This window comes from Ureibacillus sinduriensis BLB-1 = JCM 15800 (assembly GCF_000772955.1).
GTDB classification, from domain to species: Bacteria; Bacillota; Bacilli; order Bacillales_A; family Planococcaceae; genus Ureibacillus; species Ureibacillus sinduriensis.
In genome coordinates, this window is the sequence record NZ_JPVO01000048.1 from 17,545 (window position 1) to 39,718 (window position 22,174).

The following is a 22,174-nucleotide window of genomic DNA, read 5'->3' on the forward strand; positions in this document are numbered from 1 at the left end:
GTTCAATCACAAACAGTGGGAAAAGAGGTAATAAGGGTGATTCGAGACCGTGGAAATATTAAATGGAATGCAATGATGCTGCCTGAGCATGTGAAGTTGCTTCGGGAATGGCATGAGAAGGATGACGATGTTGAGAAGCCCGAATTGGATGAATGGGCATTGCAGGAACTTAGTGAACAATTGAAAATCGCCTATACGAATAACTCTGAAGTAGAGATAAAAGTTTGGGAAGATTGGCATGTGTATAAGGTGGAAGGGAAAATTGCCGAGCTTAATATCCAAAAATCTGCACTTTATTTAGAAGATGGACGCAGATTTTTATTTTCATCCCTTTTGAATGTTACCATTTTATCGTGATTTGCATCGTAATCGGTTTTTAAATAATTTATGAGTTTTTTAAGAGCCGGTGTATATATTAAGCTATGTAGCTATGAGTTGATAGAAAAAGTGCTGCAAAATAATTTTGCAACACTTTTTAAACGAACGCGATACGATGGTATAGCTCGTCAAGCTCGGACGAAGGGGCAACGTTCAAATCTTTCTCCAACCGATTTTTGAAATCGATATAGAGCTTAATGGCTTCATTACGATAGCCTTGCTCGATGAGAAGGGACATGCATTTTGCCACCTTTTTATCATCATAAGGAAATAAGGGAAGCTGCAACTGCAGATAATACAGCATTTTGCTGCTGTCAGTGGCAGCAAAGTACTGCGCGGCTTTGTCAAGTACGCCTAAGTAATCACTTGATATGCGTGCAGCAATCGCATTTGCCCAATCATAGTGGTTAAGCTCAAATAAAGGTCCTTTATACAATTCGATACACTCATGAATGAAATGAATGGTAGATTCATCGACTTTTTCAATGGATTGCACTAACTGTTGAAATTGGTGCAAATCACAAGATATTGTTCTTAAAGAAAATATATAACTATGATTGACTAAAGAAATACAGTCAGAGAACCCATAGTTGTTTAAAAGTTTGCGCAAATAAGATAAGCACGTATGTAGATTGATTTTTGATTTTTTGTAATCTTGATCGGGCCATAAAGCTTCGATCAATACATCGCGATGGATAGGGACATCCCGATGAATAACAAAATAAGCAAATAATTCTTTCGTTTTCGTTGTTTTAAAAGCAATGGGCTGGCCATTATGGATACATTGGAATTCTTTGAAACATTTAATTTCGAATGGGATTTCGGAATTCTTTAAGTAAGTAGTGGAAGGACCCTTAATTTGATCAAGAGCTTCCTGAAGGCGGCCCAATGTTTTTTTTAGACGTGCAGAAGTAACTGGTTTAAGTAAATAGTCCAATGAATTTATTTCGAATGCCCGTACAGCATAATCCGCATGCGCCGTTACAAATACAATCTGTATGTTGGGGTAAGTAAGTTGAATCGAATCCGCTAAATCCAGACCAGTCAGTTCCCCCATTTCCATATCCAAAAAGATAACGTCCACGTCCAGATGATGTAGATCGTGAAGTTTGAACTCGGTTCCTAGATAACAGTGAAGAACCTGGACATCCGGGAATTCAGCTAATTTTTTTTCCAATGTTGTTAGGGCCAATTGTTCATCGTCAATTAATACCGCTTTTATCAAATTATTCACCACCAGAATATTACACTTTGCTATTATTATACACAGGTAGAGTTACAAATTACTATTTATACTATAAAAAGGCAGGATCAATCAGTTGAAAACAAAGTGGGCAATCATGATTTCCGTCTGTATGCTCGCAATCACCATTACAGTTTTTTGTCTAGGTTTATTCCCGATAGACCCATCAAATATGAATGTAAAAAAGGGTGTAATCGATACAACAGATGGAACATCAGAAAGAACGGTAAAATTAAATGGGCAATGGGAATTTTATGCAGATGAATTACTGACCCCCAGCCAAATAGAAAAGACAGCATCATCCCCCAGCTTGATTCAAGTTCCAGGGAGTTGGGAAAACCAAGTTAATTCGGAAAATGACGTGGAAGTCGGAACATACCGTGTCATTGTAAAAGTACCAAAGGATGAAGTTTACGGAATTCGTATCAATTCCATTCGACATGCCAATAAAGTTTTTATGAATGGGGTTGAAGTTGGGGGAATGGGGAATCCCACAACCAAACTATCAGATTATAGTTTTATGGAAAGGAAATTTAATACGTTCGCCAAGAGCTCCAACGGTGAAGTTGAAATCGTTATACAAGTGGCACACCGGTATAAATCGAATGGGGGGATTGTAAGACCGATTGTATTTGGGGGTGCGGAGGCTATTGGCAATTACACAGCACGGGCAACCATCCTCGATTGCGCGATTATTGCTGGTTCATTTTTAGTAGGGCTGATTTTCTTGCTTTTTACTATCATTAGGAGAAGAGCAGCAGCGGACTTATATTTTGCGCTGTATTGTTTTGCACAGGGAGTTTCGACAGCTACCCAAAATGAAAAATTACTTTTAAACTATGCACCCGAAATGGGAAATAGGCTGCTTTGGCAGTGGCAGTATTTATCGCTTCATCTGGCCGTCATTTTTTTAACCCTATTTTTCTATCAAATATATAAAGACAGTGTAAAAAAATATGTCATGTGGACGATCACTGGTGTCGTTTTTATAGCTACATATATTTATAGTATAGAAAATCCCATTGTCAGTTGGATTTATAGAGAATTCCCGCCTATCGTTGTTCAAATCATACCAGTTATCACAATTGGCAGCGGCTTATTGTTAACGCTGTTTATAATTGTGAGGGCAATCATACGTGATAGGCAAGATGCAATTATCTTACTTGTTTCGGTAGTAGCTTTTATTTGTTACGCAGCGTCGCTCGGTCTGGAATTGTTATTTGAGGTCGATATGAAGCATTGGCCGAAAATGGCCCAATTAATACTGATGATTTCAATCGCCTATTTTATCAGTTATCGAAATGAGAAAGCGAATAAACAAGTGAATCGGCTCACGCAGGAACTACTCTTGCAGAATGAAATAAAAGATGAACTCTTAGTTAAGATTTCACAAGAAATGAATAAGCCGCTTTATGAGCTCTTGCAATCATCGAAAGTGCTGATGGATGGGAATGCGGGACCATTAAAGACTAAGCAGCAGGAAGCTGTTATTTCAATGGGGGCTGGCGTAAAAAAACTAAGAAGAATCGTTGATGACTTCCTTCATGCTTCAAAAATAAAAGGACACATGCAATTTGCAATAACCCCGACTTCATTACACTTACTTAATGAGTTAATCTATGAAGTTTCATTTTTTATTAAAGAAACTGATAAAGTCAAAATCAAGAATCATATTTCATCAAACATACCGATAGTAATGGCGGATGAGAAACGATTGAAACAGGCTCTTAGCAACATTTTGCATAATGCCGTTAAATATACAGAAGCCGGAGAGATTGTTGTAGATGTTTATGAAAAAGGGAAATTTGCATATATAACGATAAAAGATACCGGTATCGGTATAGAAAAACATCGATTGCATCAAGTCTTTCATACCTTTTACCAAGTTCCCGATGTTCCTCAAAACCGAAAGAACGGACTCGGGGTGGGACTTAGCATAGCCCAGCAATATATTAAGCTGATGAATGGCGACATTTCGATAGAATCAAAAGTTGGGGAAGGAACCACTGTCATAATCAGCATTCCGATTTATGAAGGGTACTTTGTCGTCAAGGATGCGATGGAACAATCCGCTGCCGCAATGGAATCAATGCAAGGAAGTGATTTCGCCGCAGGAACAAAATTTCCTGTGTATGTAGAGGGGAAAAAAGAAGAAACAGTTCTTATCATAGATCAGGATCAAAATGATTTGTTGAAAATGACGGAGGCGTTGGCGGGAAATGGATATACTGTCTGTGCCTATAACGGTGTGGAAGGTGTACAAGCCCTCATTTCAACGAAACGCCTGGATTTAATCATTATCGATGTTTATATGCCAAAGGATTTTATTTGGAATGTAATAGAAGAAATCCGAGAACTTTTCCAGATCACTGAGCTACCGATTATTCTACTATCGCGAACAGACCGGCTGGATGATGTGGAAATGCTCTATAAAAAAGGAATCAATGCCATAATGCGAAAACCGATCATGAAAGAGGAATTTATATCGCATATCGAATCTTTGTTTGCAATGAAAGAAGCGGTGGAGTCATCTGTTAAGCAGGAGTTAATGTATTATTATGCGCAAATCACCCCTCATTTCCTCTATAATACATTGAATTCAATAATTGGATTGAGTTACGAGGATGTAGAGAAATCCAGGGAGGCGCTGGAGTATCTCTCGATTTACTTCCGTGCAAAACTGGACTTCCAAAAACAGCAAAGCATCATAAGCATTGAAGAGGAAATGGAACTTGTGGAGGCGTATTTAGCAATTGAACAGATAAGATTTAAGCAATTGCATGTGGAACTGGATATTGATGAAACCATCGATTGCAAAATCCCGTCCATGACCTTGCAGCCTTTGGTCGAAAATGCCATCCATCACGGCTTGGTAAACAAAGAACATGAGGCGAAAATAGTGATTTCAATCCAACGAGATGGTGAATATGTTCGAATCGTTATTGAGGATAACGGCGTAGGAATGTCGAATGAACAACAACAGCAGCTGCTTGAAGGGCAAAGCAAAAGACTTGGTTTTCTGAATCCATTTAAAAAAATCACGCTGATGCAAAATTCGAAGTTTGAGTTGAATAGTACATTAGGGGAAGGAACGCAAATCGTGATTATGTTGCGTGATAGACCATAGCTTTCGCTTATCTTTATGTACAATTTGCGGCATGCCCAACTACCATTCATATGCAAAGGGTATATTGAAAAGATAATGCAATAAAATTGTAATAATGTGCGAAAAAACCAGTATTATTAAGCTTTTTCATGTAATATTAGCATAAAAAATGGGGGAACCGGCAGAAAAATGTTTATCCATCCAACTCCTGGGAATATATCTAATAAGCTTATACCAATAGTAAGCTGAAAAAATTTTTAGGAGGAATTCAATATGGCTAACAAACGCAATAATAACGGTGAAAAGAATGGAAAAATGACTGTTCAAGAAGCGGGACGCTTGGGTGGAGAAGCTACCTCCAAAAATCATGATCGTGAATTCTATGAAGAAATCGGTCGAAAAGGCGGGGAAACTACCGCAGAAAACCACGGCAGAGAGTTCTATGAAGAAATCGGCCGCAAAGGTGGAGAAACCACTGCAGAAACTCATGGCAAAGAATTCTATCAAGAAATCGGTCGTAAGGGCGGAGAGGCTACTGCGGAAAACCACGGGGAAGAATTCTATGAAGAAATCGGCCGTAAAGGCGGAGAAGCTAATCAAAACAATAACAACAACAATAACGACAACGACAATAACAGCCGCAGCAATGACCGCAAAATGAGTCGTGAAGAAGCCGGCCGCAAAGGCGGCGAGGCCAGTAAAAACAGTCGAGGCCGTAAAAAAAGTAATTAATAATCTTTTATTAAACTAGTAATCTCACTATTACCTAAAACCATAGTAATTACTTGTGACGAAAAGGGATATTTAAAGCCAGCATTGGCTTTAAATATCCTTTTTTACTTGTTCGACATCTCAGCCTTATCAAGAAGAGAGTTTCAATTTCAAAAATTTGCCAACTTGGTTGCTTGAAACTTCCCTACGATTAGGATATATTTAATCTCGCTTGAGATTTTTGCAACTATTGATTTTGGAATCCGACATTAAAGGGGAAATGAAAAACAATATGCAAGATTATTACAATGAAGAGTATCTTTATCAGTTAATTACTTCTACGATTCAGGCTGTTGGAATGCATAATGAAGTGAAGCAGGATGAGTCGGGAATTAATATGACATATAATTTTATCAGTAATTGTGTGGGATTTGATGCATGCCGTTTAGTGGAAGCATGGAAAGAAATTGAGGCAGCAATTCCATTTGAGCAGTATGTAATAACGCTAACAATGCACGAACTTGGTCATGCCATGGATCGGGAAGCATTACAGCAATCGCTGAGTCGAACACTGGAGATAATGGAAATTAAAGCGGAGCATTCGGAAAGAGAGCTTTATACGAATGAGCATCTTTTGTCGATTATCATAGAAGAGCATGAAATGAATATCACTTTCGAAGAGACGGCATGGCATAATGCCAAACGACTGAATGAAAAGGCCAATTTGGTTGATGAGGTTACATTCGAATTGATAAAAAACCAAGGCTTGGCTACATATAATAGTATATATGAAGAAGATTTAGCTATCTACAGTAGGGTAATGCATCAAACGCTGCAGACGGTTTAAGTTTTAAAATAGCGACCAGTTATTTGCTTTTTAACTTTGTACCCTCATATAGCAAGGGTTAAACAAATTTTATAGTGAATTATAAAAAAAATCATGAATGCATTTCTGAATTGTCGGACACGACTTAACGTTTGGAAATGCTTTTTTGTTTGATTTTCAGTTTGCAAAGACTCGGAAAAAGTCCATGTCAAATACCCAAAAGAAAAGGCCTGCATATGATAGGGGAGAGCCATAAATAGAAAAGACTAAAAATTCATATTGTCTTTTATAAAAGAACGAAGTATAATAAAAATCGCTATAAACGTTGATATAACAGTGTTTTATTGTATTTTTGTAGTGTACATTTGTTTGCGTAGATGAGAGTTTTTAAAAAAAATAGTGAGATAGGCTTTTTTAACATCGAGGGAGGGTGCGAACATGAAAAAAATAATTGTCACGGGTGCATTAGGACAGATCGGTTCGGAACTGGTTGTGAAATTGCGTGATATATATGGTGTGGGAAATGTATTAGCTACAGATATTCGTAAACCGGAGGATACTTGTGGGCCGTTCGAGTTGCTGGATGTAACAGATGCGAAGAAAATGCATGATCTTTCCAAAGATTTCGGTGCAGATACAATGATTCATATGGCTGCGTTACTATCTGCAACTGCCGAAAAGAATCCTCAATTTGCATGGAATCTAAATATGGGTGGGTTGATGAATGCCCTTGAAGTATCGCGAGAATTAAATTTGCAATTTTTTACGCCAAGTTCAATCGGGGCTTTCGGTCCATCGACTCCCAAGGACAACACACCCCAGGATACGCTGCAACGTCCAACGACGATGTATGGTGTCAACAAAGTAGCAGGGGAGCTACTATGTGATTATTACTACAGCCGTTTTGGTGTGGATACGCGCGGTGTCCGCTTCCCGGGGTTAATTTCATACGCAACCCCTCCAGGCGGTGGAACAACGGATTATGCAGTGGATATCTATTATAAGGCAATAGAGCAAGGACGTTACACATCGTACATTGCTGAGGGTACCTATATGGACATGATGTATATGCCAGACGCATTACAAGCAATTGTCAATTTAATGGAGGCTGATGGTTCGAAGCTGAAACATCGTAACGCCTTTAATATAACGGCAATGAGCTTTGAGCCATCCCAAATCGCTGAAGAAATCAAAAAGCATATCCCAACATTTAAAATGGATTACAATGTAGACCCGGTCCGCCAAGCCATCGCGGATAGCTGGCCGAATTCCATTGACTCCTCGGCTGCCGAGGAAGAGTGGGGCTTTAAAGCGGATTATAACCTGGAAAATATGACAGTTGATATGCTTGAAAAATTAAGAGCAAAGTTGGACCAAAGAGCAATTTCATAGATAGAAAGTAAGCACAACCTTCTGAAACGAAGGCTGTGCTTTTTAATATTGGACTAAAGAATGAATCCGAAAAACCATTACTAGGAGTATAATCAGTTAAAAGTAGGGAGTTGAAGGAATGATTAGAGGAATATATGAAGCTCATTTACCGGTAAGCAATTTAGATAATTCCATTGAGTTTTATAAAAAGTTAGGTTTAGAAATGGCATTCCGAAAGGGGAAATTAGCATTTTTTTGGATAGTGAAAGGAGAAAGCTGGTTAGGTCTTTGGGAAAGTGAGGAGGTCCATCTTCCATATCACCCTTCGATACGTCACCTAGCATTCAAGGTGGAGATTGAAGATCTAGAAAGCGCAAAAAAATGGTTGGATAAATTGGAAATACCTGTACGTACCTCGTTTGGTTTTACAAAAGAACAACAGCCGCTTGTACTCCCAAATAATCCGCACGCACATGGTGCAATCTATTTTTCTGATCCGGATGGAAACTCCATTGAATTAATTTGTCCACTTCGTCTTGACGTAATTGAAGAATTTGAAATGATGACGCTGGAAGAGTGGAAAGCAAGGTAATAAAGCAAGGCATCACCTCCGAATGTCAGGGATGCCTTGCTATATTATTTCACAGGAGTTACCTTAGAAGCGCCGATTAAATCCTCGATTGTTGCCCAATCTTCATTTACGATACTTTCAACAATTTTACTTCCAACAATCACACCGCTGCAAAAAGAGCCGAAGTCTTTCACATGATCAGGAGTAGAGATGCCAAAGCCTGCTAATACAGGGGTATCCGTATAGGATTGAATCCTTTTAAAATGCTCTTGTAATTCATTGGCGAAGCTTGAACGGGCGCCTGTAATCCCATTTACGGTAACTGCGTAGATAAAGCCCTCGCTTGCTTTGGTCAACCGTTCCATTCGCTCCGGGGTACTTGTTAATGAAACGAGTTGAACAAGGGAAATTCTCTCCTTGGAGAGTGCAGGGTGGACAATTGCACTTTCCTCCAAAGGCATATCAGGAATGATCAATCCACGTATACCAGCTGCTTTGGCGTCTGCAGCAAATTGTTCTACGCCGTAAGCTAAAATCGGATTTAAGTAAGTCATGGCAACAAGTGGAACGGTGAGTTCATCTGCAAAGCCGGTCAACGTTTCAATCACTTTCCGCAAAGTAGTCCCGTTTGCCAAAGCGCGTTCACCAGCCCTCTCGATGGTTGGACCGTCCGCTACAGGATCGGTAAATGGAATACCTATTTCAATCGCCGTCACCCCGAGCTGCTGAAGCTTCAGGATGATCGGTTTCAATTTCTCCAAGCCGCCGTCGCCCGCCATTATATAAGGGATGAAGGCTTTACTGCCCTGAGAGGTAGCAGATAACACGGCATCTTTTAATTGGCTCATCTTAAATCACCTCCAAGAGCTTCAGAAATTGTATGGACATCTTTATCCCCACGTCCAGATAAACAAATGACAAGAATATCATCAGGCGACATGGTTTTGGCTAATTTTGCAGCATAGTGGACAGCATGGGCACTTTCCAGGGCGGGAAGAATGCCTTCTGTGCGGCATAGTAATTTTAAGCCCTCAAGTGCTTCTTCGTCCGTCACATTCCCGTATGTTGCACGACCGATGTCATGTAGATGACAATGTTCGGGACCTACCCCTGGGTAATCAAGACCCGCTGAAATGGAATGCGCTTCTTGAACAAAACCATTTTCATCCTGCAAAAGATACATGAAGGCACCATGCAATACACCTGTTTGGCCACGGTTAATTGCTGCAGCATGTTTGCCCGTCTCGATGCCTTTTCCTGCAGCCTCCACTCCATGCAATGCGACATCTTTATCTTGTATAAATGGATAGAACATACCGATGGAGTTGCTGCCTCCACCAATACAAGCCACTACAGCATCCGGCAGGCGATTTTCAGCCTCCAAAACTTGGGCCCGTGTTTCATCTCCAATAACACGCTGGAAATCACGCACAATAGTAGGGAATGGGTGAGGGCCCATTGCCGAGCCTAAGATATAATGTGTATCCTCAATATTCGTTACCCAATGTCGCAACGCTTCATTAACGGCGTCCTTTAGCGTGGCGGAGCCTTTATCGACCGCCACCACTTTTGTACCTAGCAGCTCCATACGAAAAACATTTAAAGCTTGGCGTTTAACATCCTCAGCCCCCATGTAAACGATGCATTCCAAGTTTAGAAGGGCACAGGCCGTCGCGGTTGCAACACCATGTTGGCCGGCCCCAGTCTCGGCGACAATTTTTTTCTTGCCCATGCGCTTTGCGAGCAGCGCCTGCCCAAGGGCGTTGTTAATTTTGTGTGCACCTGTATGGTTGAGATCCTCACGTTTTAAATAAATCTTGGCTCCACCGCATTCTTTTGTCAGGCGTTCTGCAAAGTATAGCGGTGTTTCGCGGCCAACATAGTTTTTTAGGTAATAGCGAAGTTCTTCTTGGAAACTTTCATCAAGTTTAACCGCATCATAGGCTTCATCTAATTCTTGTAGAGCGGTCATCAATGTCTCAGGAACGAATTGTCCACCAAAACGACCGAAACGTCCTTTAATTTCTGTTGTCATCCTATTTCACTCCTTAAGGAATATGATAAAAAATGAATCTAAATTTATTTAGCTACACCTGTACTAGCTGCAGCTTCGATAAATTGTTTAATCAGCCTGCTATCCTTTTCGCCCTTCTTCTCGACACCACTTGAAACATCGACTCCAAAAGGTGCAACCTGGGTAATGGCCCGGGCGACATTGTCACTATTCAGTCCACCTGCTAATAGCACACGGCTTCTTGGGATGGAAAGCCGCTCTAGCAAGGACCATTCAAATACATGGCCACTACCACCGGCATAGTCTGTGCCTGGGGCGTCAAAAAGGTAATAATCCACATCATAACAGCTGGCATTTTGTACGTCTTCATAACTGCGAATGGAAATAGCCTTGATGGAAGGATAGCCTAACTGTTTTATAAAAGCAGGTTCCTCGCTGCCATGATATTGGACGTAATCAAGGCCGACATTTTCAACTACATGTTGCACTACCTGACCGGTAGGGTTCACGAAAACACCTACAGTTTTCACTTCAGGGGGAACCAGCTTTGCAAGTTCCTTGGCTCGGTCTATGGAAATTTGGCGTTTACTCGGTGCGAACATAAACCCAATCCATGTAGCGCCGGCTTCAACTGCTGCCAGAACATGTTCTTCTTCCTTAAGTCCGCATATTTTCACCTTTGCCATATTACTTCACGCCCTTTATAAAGCTGGAAAGCGGGACTTGTAATGAGGAAAGAGCATGCTCTACATCGCCGCTTACCATGAGCGATTCGCCGACTAAGACGCCACGAGCCCCGGCTTTTGCTACTCTTTCGGCGTCCCCGGCATTCCAGATTCCACTTTCACTGATAAACGCAATATCTTCTTGGGCATTCATTTTACGGGCCAATCGTTCTGTTTGGGAAAGATCGACGTCGAAAGTTTTTAGATTGCGATTATTCACCCCGATAATTTTAGGGTGGATGGCTAAGGCTCGATCCAATTCCTCTTCGTTATGAACTTCAACTAGAACATCAAGATTCAGTGCGCTTGCATACTCATGGAAGGCTTTTAATTTCTCATCGGTTAATGCGGCGACAATTAATAAAATCACTGAAGCGCCAGCTGCTTTGGCATAATCGATTTGCACTTCATGAATGATGAAATCTTTATTCAAAATGGGGATATCCACACTATTTGCGATAGCCGCTAAGTCCTGGAAAGACCCCTTGAAAAATTTATCTTCCGTTAAAACCGAGATGCATGCTGCTCCGGCCTCTTCATACTTCTGAGCCTGTTCAATTGGATCTGCGCCTTCATTGATGGGCCCCTTTGAAGGGGAGGCGCGCTTCATTTCTGAAATCACCTGTAGTGTATCGGCTTTTCTTAAAGTTTCATATAGAGAGGCGCGGGACTTGTGTTCCACTTCAAACTTCGGATCTTCGGCCAGAAGTGAAGGGATAAGTGTTGCCTTGTAATCTAAAATCTTCTGCAAAATCGTCATTATACTGCACGCTCCTTTAAAATGGATTGACTATATTCAACGACGGCATCAAGTTTCTCAAGTGCCTTTCGGGATAAAATACTTTCGCGGGCCAATTCAACACCATCTTTAACCGAAGTCGCCTTGCCATTTGCAAATAACGCTAGACCGGCGTTTAGTAAAACAGCATCGAAATAGGCACTCTGCTTGCCATCCAGTAATTCTCTTAAAATACTCGCATTCTCTTCCGGATTACCACCACGTAGTGCACTGACTGGGGCAGGGGTTAAACCAAGTGCGCTAATATCAACTGAGAAGGATTTAATTTCGCCGTTTTCAAGAAGGGCAAAAGAGTTATCCTGATCAAGTGAAGCCTCATCCATTCCTTGTGTACCTGAAACAACGACTGCTCGTTTGCGACCCAACAAACGGAGGACCTCTGCGTAATTGCGCACGAAGTCAGGACGGTTAATGCCCACAAGCTGTGTCGTTAAATTGGCCGGATTAGTTAATGGGCCAACCATATTAAAAATGGTAGGTCTCCCAATAGCACGACGAACTTCACCAATACGCTTCAATTTAGGATGTACATTTGGAGCATGCAGGAAAGTAATACCTGTTTTATTGAGTAAATGAACTGAATCCTCAATTGTAAAATCAGTATGAATCCCCAATGCCTGCAGAACGTCCGAACTGCCCGAAGCACTCGAAACTTTGCGATTGCCATGCTTGACAACCAAAACGTCATTGGCTGCCAATACAAAAGCAGATGTTGTACTAATGTTGAAGCTCTGTAATCCGTCGCCCCCCGTACCACAGTTATCAAGATAGCTGCCCTCTGCAAGATTTATTGGAAGGGCATATGATTTCATGACTGTTGCAAGAGCGGCAATCTCTTCCGTCGTTTCACCCTTTTTGCTTAAGGCGATTAAAAGCTCGGCAATCGCATCTTTCGGTGTTTCTTCATTGAAAATCAATTGTGCGGCTTGAAGCATTTCTTCGTAGGCTAAATTAGCATTTTTCTTTACATGGCTTGTGAAAGAGTGGATTGTCATTAATATTCATCCTCCTGAAATTGTTATTAGCAGGTTAGATTAGACAATAAAAAAGCCCTCTACAAAAGGAAATTCCTTTTGTAGAGGACGATTGATACCGCGTTGCCACCTCTGTTGAAGCATTTGCATACTCCCACCTTGGCGTGTTTTTACAGCAATATAATGATTTCAAATATAAAAACACTTCCTTGTAACGTAGGAAATACGTCAACTAGCGAATGCCAGCTGCTCTCATAAGGCCCATTCACGATTTTGTCCGCACTAGTTTTCACCTACCACTAGCTCTCTGAAGCGACCAAAAACCGCTACTATTCTTATTCATCAATTTACTCTGCTATTCTCGTCTAAACTCTGCTTTGCTCAAACGGTGGCTGTGCTCCCACAGCCTGCTACCGTATCCGAACAATTAGTTAACTAGAATTGTAGAGGTAATCATTCCCTTTGTCAATGTTTTCTGACAAATTAAATTGTTGCTTTTTTATATAATAAAAAAACCAAGAATCAAAAAGTGGCCCATTATAATAGGAAACGTTCCTTAGAATAGTCACTTTTGTTCTTGGTTTCAGTATTAAATTAAATCCTTGAAGTTTAATCGTTTATTTAATAGGTGCATGATAGGGACACCAACTGCCAGCACAACGAATTCACCGATTGCACATGTAACCCATGTCCATAGGAATGGAAGTTCGAGTGCAAGATTTAATTCGAAAGCGATAATAAACATTGTACACGTGAATAAAAACGTGTTGATGATCAAACGTAGCCATGTATTACTTACAAACTTGCAGATTAAGATGAAGATGGCAAGTGTAATAATCGAGTGGCCAACTCCGAATATTAAATCATATAAGCCTAGTGGCGAGAAAAGATTGGAGATAAATACGCCAATGACAATCCCCAACATATAGCGTGGGTTAAACGCAACTAGGTGGTTAAACATTTCTGAAACACGGAATTGAATTTCCGTAAATCCAAACGGTGCAACTAACATGGTTACAGCGATGTAAAGAGCTGCAATGATTCCCGTTGTTGCCAAAAATTTTACCTTCATATTCATTTCTCCTTAGTTTTTTTGCGTGGGAGGTTCTCGAACCACGGTAAAAGAACACAGAGAATTATATTATTATAGTTTCACACATATGTCAAATCCTTATTATATTGGGGAGTCAAGAAGTTGATTTTTTCTGAATTCGATGAAGGAGTGTTGAAATTTTGTCACAAATTTTATGTTTTTCTAAAATAATTAATTCCTTGTAAAAACCCTTTACTTTAGCGATTTAAAGTGCCGAATTGTTTTAGTGGTAGAAGTATTTTGAGGTAGTAGAATTCAGAACATTCTAAATGTTGTTGACTATTAAAAAAGATAGCTGTAATATAATCGACAAACTCGGTTTTTTTGAATAGTAAAATAGATTTGAATATTTATTCAAAATGAATCAAGCAAGTTAGAGAGAAAAATTAGGGGGAAACAGAATGAAAAATAGTGCGAAAAAGATGACATTTTTACTATTTGGACTCGTACTTTTATTAGCTGCCTGTGGTGGGGGCAATGAAAAAACGACTGAATCCACGGACAATAGTGGTACTGGAACAACCGAAGAGGCGGAATCCTTCAAAGTTGGTATTACACAAATCGTGGAGCATCCATCATTGGATGCAGCAACAGAAGGGTTTAAAGCGGCCCTGGAAGAGGCTGGTTTAAATGTAGAATTTGTTGAGGAAAATGCCCAAAACGATCAAAGCATGAATACAACAATTGCCCAAAACTTGGTGAATGAAGGTGTTGATTTAATTTTTGCCAATTCAACGCCATCAGCCCAAGCAGTCAAAGGGGCAACATCAGATATTCCAATTATTTTTACATCTGTAACAGATGCGGTAGGTGCGGAATTAATTGATTCTATGGAAGCGCCGGGTGGAAATGTAACCGGTACTGTTGATTTGCATCCTGATACGATAGCAAATACTGTAGCATTCTTGAAAGATGAATTGGGTGCGAAAAAAGTCGGGACAGTATATAACACTGGTGAGCAAAACTCTGTAGCCCAGATTGAACAAGTTAAAAGTTTACTGGAAGAGGCCGGTCTTGAAATTGAGGAAGCAGCCGTTTCTACATCGGCGGAAGTAAAACAGGCAACAGAATCATTAATCGGCAAGGTAGACTCACTTTATATCATTACTGATAACACAGTTGTGTCAGCGCTGGAATCAGTGATTGAAGTGGCAAGTGCTAACCAACTTCCTCTAATGGTAGGGGAGCTGGATTCAGTTGAACGTGGCGGATTAGGTGCCTACGGATTCGAATACTATGATATCGGTTATGAAGCTGGTGAGATGGCAGTGAAAATTTTGAATGGTGAAGCAACTCCTTCCGAAATTCCATCTGCATATCCTGCTAACTTGAAATTGCTTATTAATAAAGGTGCCGCTGATAATTTAGGACTTGAAATCAGTGAATCATGGAACGCGGAAGTATACGAATAAATTAGAAGTTAGTTAGGAGATGATTCAATATGTTTACAGCGATGTTTGGTTCAGTCGAGCAAGGAATCATCTATGCAATTATGGCACTCGGAGTGTATCTAACATTCCGGGTGTTAGATTTTCCGGATTTAACGGTTGATGGAAGCTTCGTAACCGGGGCAGCGACGGCTGCAATGATGATTGCACTCGGCTACCACCCGATACTAGCTACATTGATGGCGATTGTTGCTGGATTTATTGCAGGATGTATGACGGGTCTACTACACACAAAAGGAAAGATAAATCCATTACTTTCAGGAATTTTAATGATGATTGCGTTGTATTCAATCAATCTTCGTATTATGGGATTATCTGCAGAAAATGCAATTGTAAAACCCAATATTCCACTGATGAATGCTGATACAATTTTTTCACAGTTTCAAAGTTTTTGGAGTAATTTAGGGGTTGATGATGCCTTAGAAAACTTTATTAAGAATTCGTTGGGCTTTCAAACCGCTCCAAATACTTGGGGTACCATTTTTGTAGTGCTAATCATTACACTCATCATCAAGTTTATTGCAGATTGGTTCTTAAAAACAGAGGTGGGGCTGGCAATTCGCGCCACTGGCGATAATAAGCGAATGATTCGCAGCTTCTCAGCAAACACGGATGGCTTAATTGTATTAGGGCTAGGTCTATCAAATGCCTTGGTTGCATTTTCTGGAGCTTTAATCGCACAGTACTCAAAATTTGCCGACGCCAATATGGGAATCGGGATGATTGTAATTGGTCTTGCATCGGTAATTATCGGGGAAGCAATCTTTGGAACAAAGACAATTTTCCGTACGACATTGGCTGTTGTTGCAGGGGCAATTATTTACCGAATCATCTATGCCATTGCATTGCGCATCGATTGGCTGGATACTTCTGATATGAAGCTGATTACAGCTATTATTGTAGTTTTGGCTTTAGTTATCCCGCAACTGGTAGATAAGCGCCGTGAGAAACTGCGCAAAGAAAAAAGACGGAACGAACGACTTGACCAACAACGAGAATTGTTGCGGGGAGGGGATCACCTTGCTTAAACTTGAGGGCATAAATAAGATTTTCAATGAAGCAACACCGGACGAAAAAATTGCCTTGGATAATATTAATCTGCACTTGGCACCTGGTGATTTTGTCACGATAATTGGAAGTAATGGAGCAGGAAAATCGACGATGATGAACATGATTTCCGGTGCCTTAACACCTGACTTTGGTGCAGTAACCATCGAAGGGAATGAGGTAACGAAATTACCGGAATATAAACGTTCCCAGTACATCGGCAGAGTTTTCCAAGATCCCATGGCAGGTACCGCCCCTTCGATGACAATTGAGGAGAACTTGGCCATTGCTTATTCGCGCAATACGAAACGCGGATTGCGTAAAGGTGTAGGCCGCGGCCGTCGTGATTTCTTTAAAACTTCACTTGAAAAATTGGGATTGGGACTCGAAAACCGCTTTAATGCAAAAGTGGGAATGCTTTCGGGCGGGGAGCGCCAAGCGTTATCCTTATTGATGGCAACATTCACAAAGCCATCAATATTGCTTTTGGATGAACATACAGCAGCGCTCGACCCATCCCGTGCCGAGTTGATTACTCGATTAACAAAGCAACTGGTGGAAGAAGGGAACTTAACAACATTAATGGTTACCCACAACATGCAGCAGGCAATTGACCTGGGGAATCGTTTAATCATGATGGATAAAGGACAAATCATTCTATCAATCGATGATGCGAAAAAACCTACTCTAACCATCCCGGATTTAATGTCCGAATTCGAAAAAATCCGCGGTGAAAAAATGAATTCAGACCGTGCTTTGTTGGGAAGTTAGTCGAGGTAGGTTTTGAGAGGATAGTGGATGACCTAATTGAAAATAAATTTTTCAGAGAAGAAATTTCGAGAAAATCGAAGTTTCTTCTCTTTTTTTATTGTGATAAAGAGAATTTGGATGATGACTTTGAATTTTAGACTTTGTTAGAGTTTTATGTTCCATATAAAATACTGTTAAAAAGGGTGAAGATAAAATGAAACATCCAAAATCAAGGAAGTTAATCGTATTGGAATCGATTTTGAGAAGGCTTCCAGAAACAGAAAGTGAATTTCAATTCTATAAGGAAATGTATACCATTCATAACAAAGGACATTTAGGTGAACAACTGGTAAAAAGTATGTGGAAGGAACTGAATCCCCCAAGCCCCCATTATCTACTCCATAATTACGAAGCGGTTAATCACGCTGGCAACACCCATCAAATCGACACTATCTTACTAACTCCGCATTTTATTTGGCTTATTGAAGTGAAAAATATTAGTGGGAAAATAGACATCGATGAGTCCAAACATCAATTAATTCGTACGAACTTTGACGGAACAATAGATGCTTTTAAAAACCCCATAGCTCAAATAAAACGGCACTATCATTTTTTGAGGGATAGATTACGTGAAATCAACATAAATCTCCCGATAGAGTACGCAATTATAGTAGTAAATGATTCAACAATTATTGGATCAGTTCCGAAAGATACCCCGATTTTCCACGCTAGCGGCTTACAAATGGAACTAGAGAAGATAACAAACAAACATAGCAAGAGAAAAATAACCTCCCACGATGTTGAAAGGATCAAAGTTGAATTGACGAATTTATATCATCGAAAGGATTGGAAGCCTAAATTAAATCCAAATAAGCTGCGCAAAGGAGTACTATGCAAAAAATGTGACTTTAAAAATGTGATGGTATGGAATCATGGATATTTCAAGTGTCCAGTTTGTGAGTTTAAAAGTAACGATTCTTTATACGAGGCTATGAAAGATTATCGTTATTTAATTAATGAATGGATTTCCAACAGCGAATTAAGGGACTTTTTAAAGGTCGAGTCACGTCATGCAGCAAAACGAATCTTGAAAAAACTGAATATGGTGCACACAGGAGCATATAGAAATAGGAAATATAATATCCCGGAGATATTTGATATGGAAAAGTTGGATGAGAGGGATAGATATAACAAATAGATAGGCAGACGTTTCTATATCGGGGGGGAAGGGCTAATAAAAATAGGATTGCTCGTAAGGAGAGTGGAAACGCTCGAGAAGAAGAAAGTCGCTCGAAAAGGAAGAGAAACCGCTCATAAAAAGAGAGAGTCCGCTCGTAAGGAGAGTGGAAACGCTCGAGAAGAGGAAAGTTGCTCGGAAATGTGGAGAAATCGCCCGTAATAAGGGGGAGTCCGCTCGTAAGGAGAGCGAAAACGCTCGAGAAGAAGAAAGTCGCTCGAAAAAAAAGAGAAACCGCTCGTATCAAGGGAAAGTTCGCTCGTAAGGAGAGTGGAAACGCTCGAGAAGAAGAAAGTCGCTCGAAAAAGAGGAGAAACCGCCCGTAAAAAGAGAGCGCCCGCTCGTAAGGAGAGCGAAAACGCTCGAGAAGAAGAAAGTCCTCAGAAATGTGGAAAACCGCTCGTATCAAGGGAAAGTTTGCTCGTAAGGAGAGAGGAAACGCTCGAGAAGAAGAAAGTCGCCCGTAAATGTGGAGAAATCGCCCGTAATAAGGGGGAGTCCGCTCGTAAGGAGAGAGGAAACGCTCGAGAAGAAGAAAGTCGCCCGTAAATGTGGAGCACCCGCCCGTAAAAAGAGAGCGCCCGCTCGTAAGGAGGGTGAAAACGCTCGATAAGGAAGAGAAATCGTTCATAAAAAGAGAGTCCGCTCGTAAGGAGTGCGAAAACGCTCGAGAAGAAGAAAGTCGCTCGAAAAAAAAGAGAAACCGCTCATAAAAAGAGAGCGTCCGCTAGTAATGAGAATGAAATCGTTCGAAAAACTGCCCGCGCTCCGTAAACAAAACAAACTAGTTAACATTCAGGGTCTAGTTGCACAATCAAAAACACTCGAATCAAATTCGAGTGTTCCAATCATTCTATCAAACCAGCAACCCGAAGAGTTGGCTGTCTTTATTGACTTCTGTAAATTCAAAGCCGTTAAAGCGCATGCGGTTGATGAGGCCATGATAGTCTTCGGGATGGCTCACTTCGATGCCGACCAGGGCAGGGCCGCTTTCTTTATTGTTTTTCTTTGTATATTCGAAGGTTGTAATGTCGTCGGTTGGCCCCACAACGACTGTTAGGAATTGACGCAGTGCCCCCGCCCGTTGAGGGAAGTTAACGATAAAGTAATAGAGCAACCCTTCATATAATAAGGATTTCTCCCTAATTTCCTGCATGCGGCTGATATCATTGTTTCCGCCGGTAATGACTACAACTACGGATTTTCCTTCAATTTCTTCCGCATAGAAATCAAGTGCTGAAACAGGAAGGGCACCAGAAGGTTCTGCCACAATCGCATGTTTATTATATAAATCTAAAATCGTTGTACTGACTTTGCCTTCGGGAACTAGTACGATATCATCCAAATATTTTTTGCAAATTTCGTATGTTTTCGCACCTACGCATTGGACAGCCGTGCCATCGCAAAATTTATCGATTTTAGCCAGGGTTGTTGGCCCGCCATTATCAAAGGCAGCTTTCATGCTGGCTGCACCAGATGGCTCGACACCGATTACTTTGCTATTGGGAGATATGTTTTTAATATAAGAAGAAAGACCGGCCATCAAGCCACCTCCGCCTATTCCGGCGAAGATATAATCGAGGGGCTCCTCTATATCGTTTAACACCTCAACTGCCACAGTGCCTTGCCCAGCAATGATATCTAGATCGTCAAAAGGATGGATGAAAATCATACCATGTTCCTGACTATAGTTCTTTGCGGCATTGGCGGAATCGTCGAATGTATCGCCCTCTAAAATAATCTCTACATTATTGCGTCCAAACATACGGACCTGGTCGATTTTTTGCTTAGGCGTCGTCAGAGGCATAAAAATTGCCCCTTTAATATTCAAGTGAGCACAGGCAAATGCCACTCCTTGCGCATGGTTCCCGGCACTTGCACAGACCACGCCGCTTTTACGGGCATCGTCTTCAATTTTCTTGATTTTGTAGAATGCACCGCGAAGCTTGAAAGAACGCACGTGCTGCAAGTCTTCACGTTTAATATAGACATTTGCTTTATATTTTTCGGATAAGTATTCATTTTTTTGAAGTGGTGTATGTAACACAACATCTTTTAAATGTTGATATGCGATTAATACTTTTTCCACAGCGATACTGTTTGAATTAACTACTTCCATCGATTTGTAACCTCCGTTTTTATTGCATTGACTCATTTTATCATAAAAACCAATGTTTTTTGCGAATTATTTTTTTATTCAAAAAATTCCGCTTCAAACAGAATCTTGCTAACTTTGTAAGATAAACTAACGAAAAAAGGACCGGCTTTTAGCCAGTCCTCATACATTAGAATAGTAGGTGTGCAAGAATTGCAACGATTGGGATTGAGATAATTGTACGAATTAAGAAAATCAGGAACAGATCCCAAATTTTGATTGGGAGTTTCGTACCTAAAATTAACCCACCGACTTCTGACATGTAAATTAATTGGGTTACCGATACGGTGGCGATGAAGAATCTAGTTAATTCTGAATCAATGCCGGCTCCCAGGATCGAAGGCAATAACATGTCGGCGAACCCAACGATCATTGTTTGGGCAGCTTGATCTGCAAAAGGGATTTGCAATACGGCTAGAATTGGCTCGAATGGCATCCCTAGAATTTTGAAGAAGCTAGTGTATTCAGCAAGCACTAAAGCAATGGTACCGAACGCCATAATAACAGGTGTAATGGCAAACCACATTTCAAGTACATTTTTAAATCCGGAACCAATTACTTGTCCGAGATTTTTATTGCTGTCTGCCTTTTCTAAAGCGTTGTTTAAACCGAATGAAAAAGAGTTAAATCCAACAGGGACTTCTTCGCTACGCTCGTTCGGTGTAGATCCATCAAAGTTTGTATCAGGCTTACCACGCAATGGGAAAATCCGAGGCATGATGAAAGCCAAAATAATGGATACCAGTATGACTGAACCATAGAATTGAAGGAAATAGTTGTTCAAGCCGATTGTATCAAGTACTACAAAACAGAAAGTAATGGAAACAACCGAGAATGTAGTGGCAATTGTAGCCGCTTCACGTGCTGTGTAATTGCCTTCCTCATATTGTCTGCTTGTTAATAGGACGCCGATTGTCCCGTCTCCTACGAATGAAGCAAGGCAATCAATTGCGGATCTTCCCGGGATTTTAAATAATGGTCGCATAATTTTTACCATCATGGAACCGAAGAATTCCAGCAATCCAAAGTCTGTTAATAAAGGTAGAAGCAAGCCGGCAAATAAGAATAACGAGAACATCATGGTCACTAATCCGCCGTCCGGAGTGATTAATAATCCAGCAGTGTTATCGCTTGTAAAGCTTTCTGGCCCAATTTGGAACAAGTACATGCTGGCGAAAATGACAGCCAAAACGCGCATAATCGTCCAGAACCAATTGACACGGAATAAAGAATCCAGCAAAGTCCTCTCATCGGTTTGCGGTATCAATTTTATGATTAAGGCACCGATGGCAGCAATGATAAAGACAATGTAAGCAAACCAGTGTATAAAGCTCGCGACATTGGTAGAGAGTGTATTTGCCATTATTGCAATGGGTACTTTCAAACCTTCGCCCGTATTAACTGGAGTGATAAATAAGAAAATTCCAATTAACGATAGAAAGATAAAAAGAAACCATGTATATGAAGTGAATTTTTTTGTCATGTGCAGTCCCTCTTTTTAGTAGTGGTTGTTTTGTATATTTATACACTATATAGGTATAATATTCATGTGTAAATATGTTCGAAAAAAGTTAAATAATTCTGAAATTAATGAGTGGATGGAAATTGAATAAAATGTTAAAAATAGGTATTGATTAATTAATGGTATTAAAGAGTGATGCATTTTACAACAGTATAAATATACTTTTTGTTGTATGGAAAAGGAGTAGGTAATGATTACCTACTC

Annotated in this window: 20 protein-coding genes, 1 riboswitch and 1 other annotated feature; of the genes, 11 read left to right on the top strand and 9 right to left on the bottom strand. The window is 40.5% G+C overall.

What is annotated here, in order from left to right; translation table 11 throughout:
* Positions 1–36 precede the first annotated feature (36 nt).
* Positions 37–357, top strand: coding sequence for a YolD-like family protein (locus CD33_RS08210; protein WP_036200000.1), 321 nt, complete (start codon positions 37–39; stop codon positions 355–357).
* Between the two features lie 118 nt (positions 358–475).
* On the opposite strand, the gene CD33_RS08215 is transcribed toward CD33_RS08210, so the two are convergent.
* Complete coding sequence (locus CD33_RS08215) at positions 476–1,603, bottom strand: response regulator (RefSeq protein ID WP_036200002.1); 1,128 nt, start codon at positions 1,601–1,603, stop codon at positions 476–478.
* Positions 1,604–1,697: 94 nt separating this feature from the next.
* Here CD33_RS08215 and CD33_RS08220 point away from each other — a divergent pair, with 94 nt between their 5' ends.
* The 5 genes from CD33_RS08220 to CD33_RS08240 all read left to right on the top strand — a co-directional run bounded on the left by CD33_RS08220 (position 1,698) and on the right by CD33_RS08240 (position 8,227).
* A complete protein-coding gene (locus CD33_RS08220) occupies positions 1,698–4,748 on the top strand; it encodes an ATP-binding protein (protein WP_140422963.1) in 3,051 nt (1,016 codons plus the stop codon).
* Between the two features lie 252 nt (positions 4,749–5,000).
* Positions 5,001–5,459, top strand: coding sequence for a general stress protein (locus tag CD33_RS08225; RefSeq protein ID WP_036200006.1), 459 nt, complete (start codon positions 5,001–5,003; stop codon positions 5,457–5,459).
* A 259-nt stretch (positions 5,460–5,718) separates the two neighbouring features.
* Entirely contained in the window at positions 5,719–6,285 is a 567-nt protein-coding gene (locus CD33_RS08230) for an integrase (RefSeq protein WP_235863338.1), read from the top strand.
* A gap of 417 nt (positions 6,286–6,702) precedes the next feature.
* Entirely contained in the window at positions 6,703–7,656 is a 954-nt protein-coding gene (locus tag CD33_RS08235; protein ID WP_036200007.1) for an L-threonine 3-dehydrogenase, read from the top strand.
* 118 nt (positions 7,657–7,774) lie between these two features.
* Positions 7,775–8,227: a VOC family protein gene (locus CD33_RS08240; RefSeq protein ID WP_036200009.1), complete on the top strand. Its 453-nt coding sequence runs from the start codon at positions 7,775–7,777 to the stop codon at positions 8,225–8,227.
* 44 nt (positions 8,228–8,271) lie between these two features.
* Here the strand turns inward: CD33_RS08240 and trpA are convergent, their stop codons facing one another.
* From trpA to CD33_RS08270, 6 genes are all read right to left on the bottom strand, one after another.
* Positions 8,272–9,054, bottom strand: coding sequence for a tryptophan synthase subunit alpha (gene trpA / locus CD33_RS08245; protein ID WP_036200011.1), 783 nt, complete (start codon positions 9,052–9,054; stop codon positions 8,272–8,274).
* Positions 9,051–10,241: a tryptophan synthase subunit beta gene (gene trpB, locus CD33_RS08250; protein ID WP_036200012.1), complete on the bottom strand. Its 1,191-nt coding sequence runs from the start codon at positions 10,239–10,241 to the stop codon at positions 9,051–9,053. Before trpB ends, trpA begins: the two co-directional genes overlap by 4 nt.
* Before the next feature lie 44 nt (positions 10,242–10,285).
* A complete protein-coding gene (locus CD33_RS08255) occupies positions 10,286–10,906 on the bottom strand; it encodes a phosphoribosylanthranilate isomerase (protein WP_036200015.1) in 621 nt (206 codons plus the stop codon).
* 1 nt (position 10,907) lies between these two features.
* A complete protein-coding gene (trpC, locus tag CD33_RS08260; RefSeq protein ID WP_036200016.1) occupies positions 10,908–11,705 on the bottom strand; it encodes an indole-3-glycerol phosphate synthase TrpC in 798 nt (265 codons plus the stop codon).
* Complete coding sequence (trpD, locus tag CD33_RS08265) at positions 11,705–12,739, bottom strand: anthranilate phosphoribosyltransferase (RefSeq protein ID WP_036200018.1); 1,035 nt, start codon at positions 12,737–12,739, stop codon at positions 11,705–11,707. The genes trpC and trpD overlap by 1 nt, the downstream gene beginning before the upstream one ends.
* Before the next feature lie 80 nt (positions 12,740–12,819).
* Positions 12,820–13,070: a binding site (T-box leader), on the bottom strand.
* A gap of 237 nt (positions 13,071–13,307) precedes the next feature.
* Positions 13,308–13,790, bottom strand: a complete 483-nt coding sequence (locus CD33_RS08270; RefSeq protein ID WP_036200020.1) for a QueT transporter family protein — start codon at positions 13,788–13,790, stop codon at positions 13,308–13,310.
* 6 nt (positions 13,791–13,796) lie between these two features.
* A riboswitch (PreQ1 riboswitch) is annotated at positions 13,797–13,841 on the bottom strand.
* Positions 13,842–14,212: 371 nt separating this feature from the next.
* Here CD33_RS08270 and CD33_RS08275 point away from each other — a divergent pair.
* The 5 genes from CD33_RS08275 (at position 14,213) to CD33_RS08295 (ending at position 18,842) form a co-directional block, all read left to right on the top strand.
* The gene (locus CD33_RS08275) at positions 14,213–15,223 is read left to right on the top strand and encodes an ABC transporter substrate-binding protein (RefSeq protein ID WP_036200022.1); all 1,011 of its coding nucleotides are present in this window, start codon (positions 14,213–14,215) and stop codon (positions 15,221–15,223) included.
* 29 nt (positions 15,224–15,252) lie between these two features.
* The gene (locus tag CD33_RS08280; protein ID WP_036200024.1) at positions 15,253–16,287 is read left to right on the top strand and encodes an ABC transporter permease; all 1,035 of its coding nucleotides are present in this window, start codon (positions 15,253–15,255) and stop codon (positions 16,285–16,287) included.
* Entirely contained in the window at positions 16,280–17,077 is a 798-nt protein-coding gene (locus CD33_RS08285) for an ABC transporter ATP-binding protein (RefSeq protein WP_036200026.1), read from the top strand. The genes CD33_RS08280 and CD33_RS08285 overlap by 8 nt, the downstream gene beginning before the upstream one ends.
* A 193-nt stretch (positions 17,078–17,270) precedes the next feature.
* Positions 17,271–18,254 carry a nuclease-related domain-containing protein gene (locus CD33_RS08290; protein ID WP_036200028.1) on the top strand — a complete coding sequence of 328 codons (984 nt, stop codon included), beginning with the start codon at positions 17,271–17,273 and terminating at the stop codon, positions 18,252–18,254.
* Between the two features lie 309 nt (positions 18,255–18,563).
* Positions 18,564–18,842, top strand: coding sequence for a hypothetical protein (locus tag CD33_RS08295; RefSeq protein WP_036200030.1), 279 nt, complete (start codon positions 18,564–18,566; stop codon positions 18,840–18,842).
* 307 nt (positions 18,843–19,149) lie between these two features.
* On the opposite strand, the gene ilvA is transcribed toward CD33_RS08295, so the two are convergent.
* Together ilvA and CD33_RS08305 are read right to left on the bottom strand one after the other, a co-directional pair.
* On the bottom strand, positions 19,150–20,412 hold the full coding sequence (ilvA, locus tag CD33_RS08300) for a threonine ammonia-lyase IlvA (protein WP_036200032.1): 1,263 nt from the start codon (positions 20,410–20,412) through the stop codon (positions 19,150–19,152).
* Positions 20,413–20,578: 166 nt separating this feature from the next.
* Entirely contained in the window at positions 20,579–21,931 is a 1,353-nt protein-coding gene (locus CD33_RS08305) for a YjiH family protein (protein ID WP_036200034.1), read from the bottom strand.
* Between the last annotated feature and the right edge of the window lie 243 nt (positions 21,932–22,174).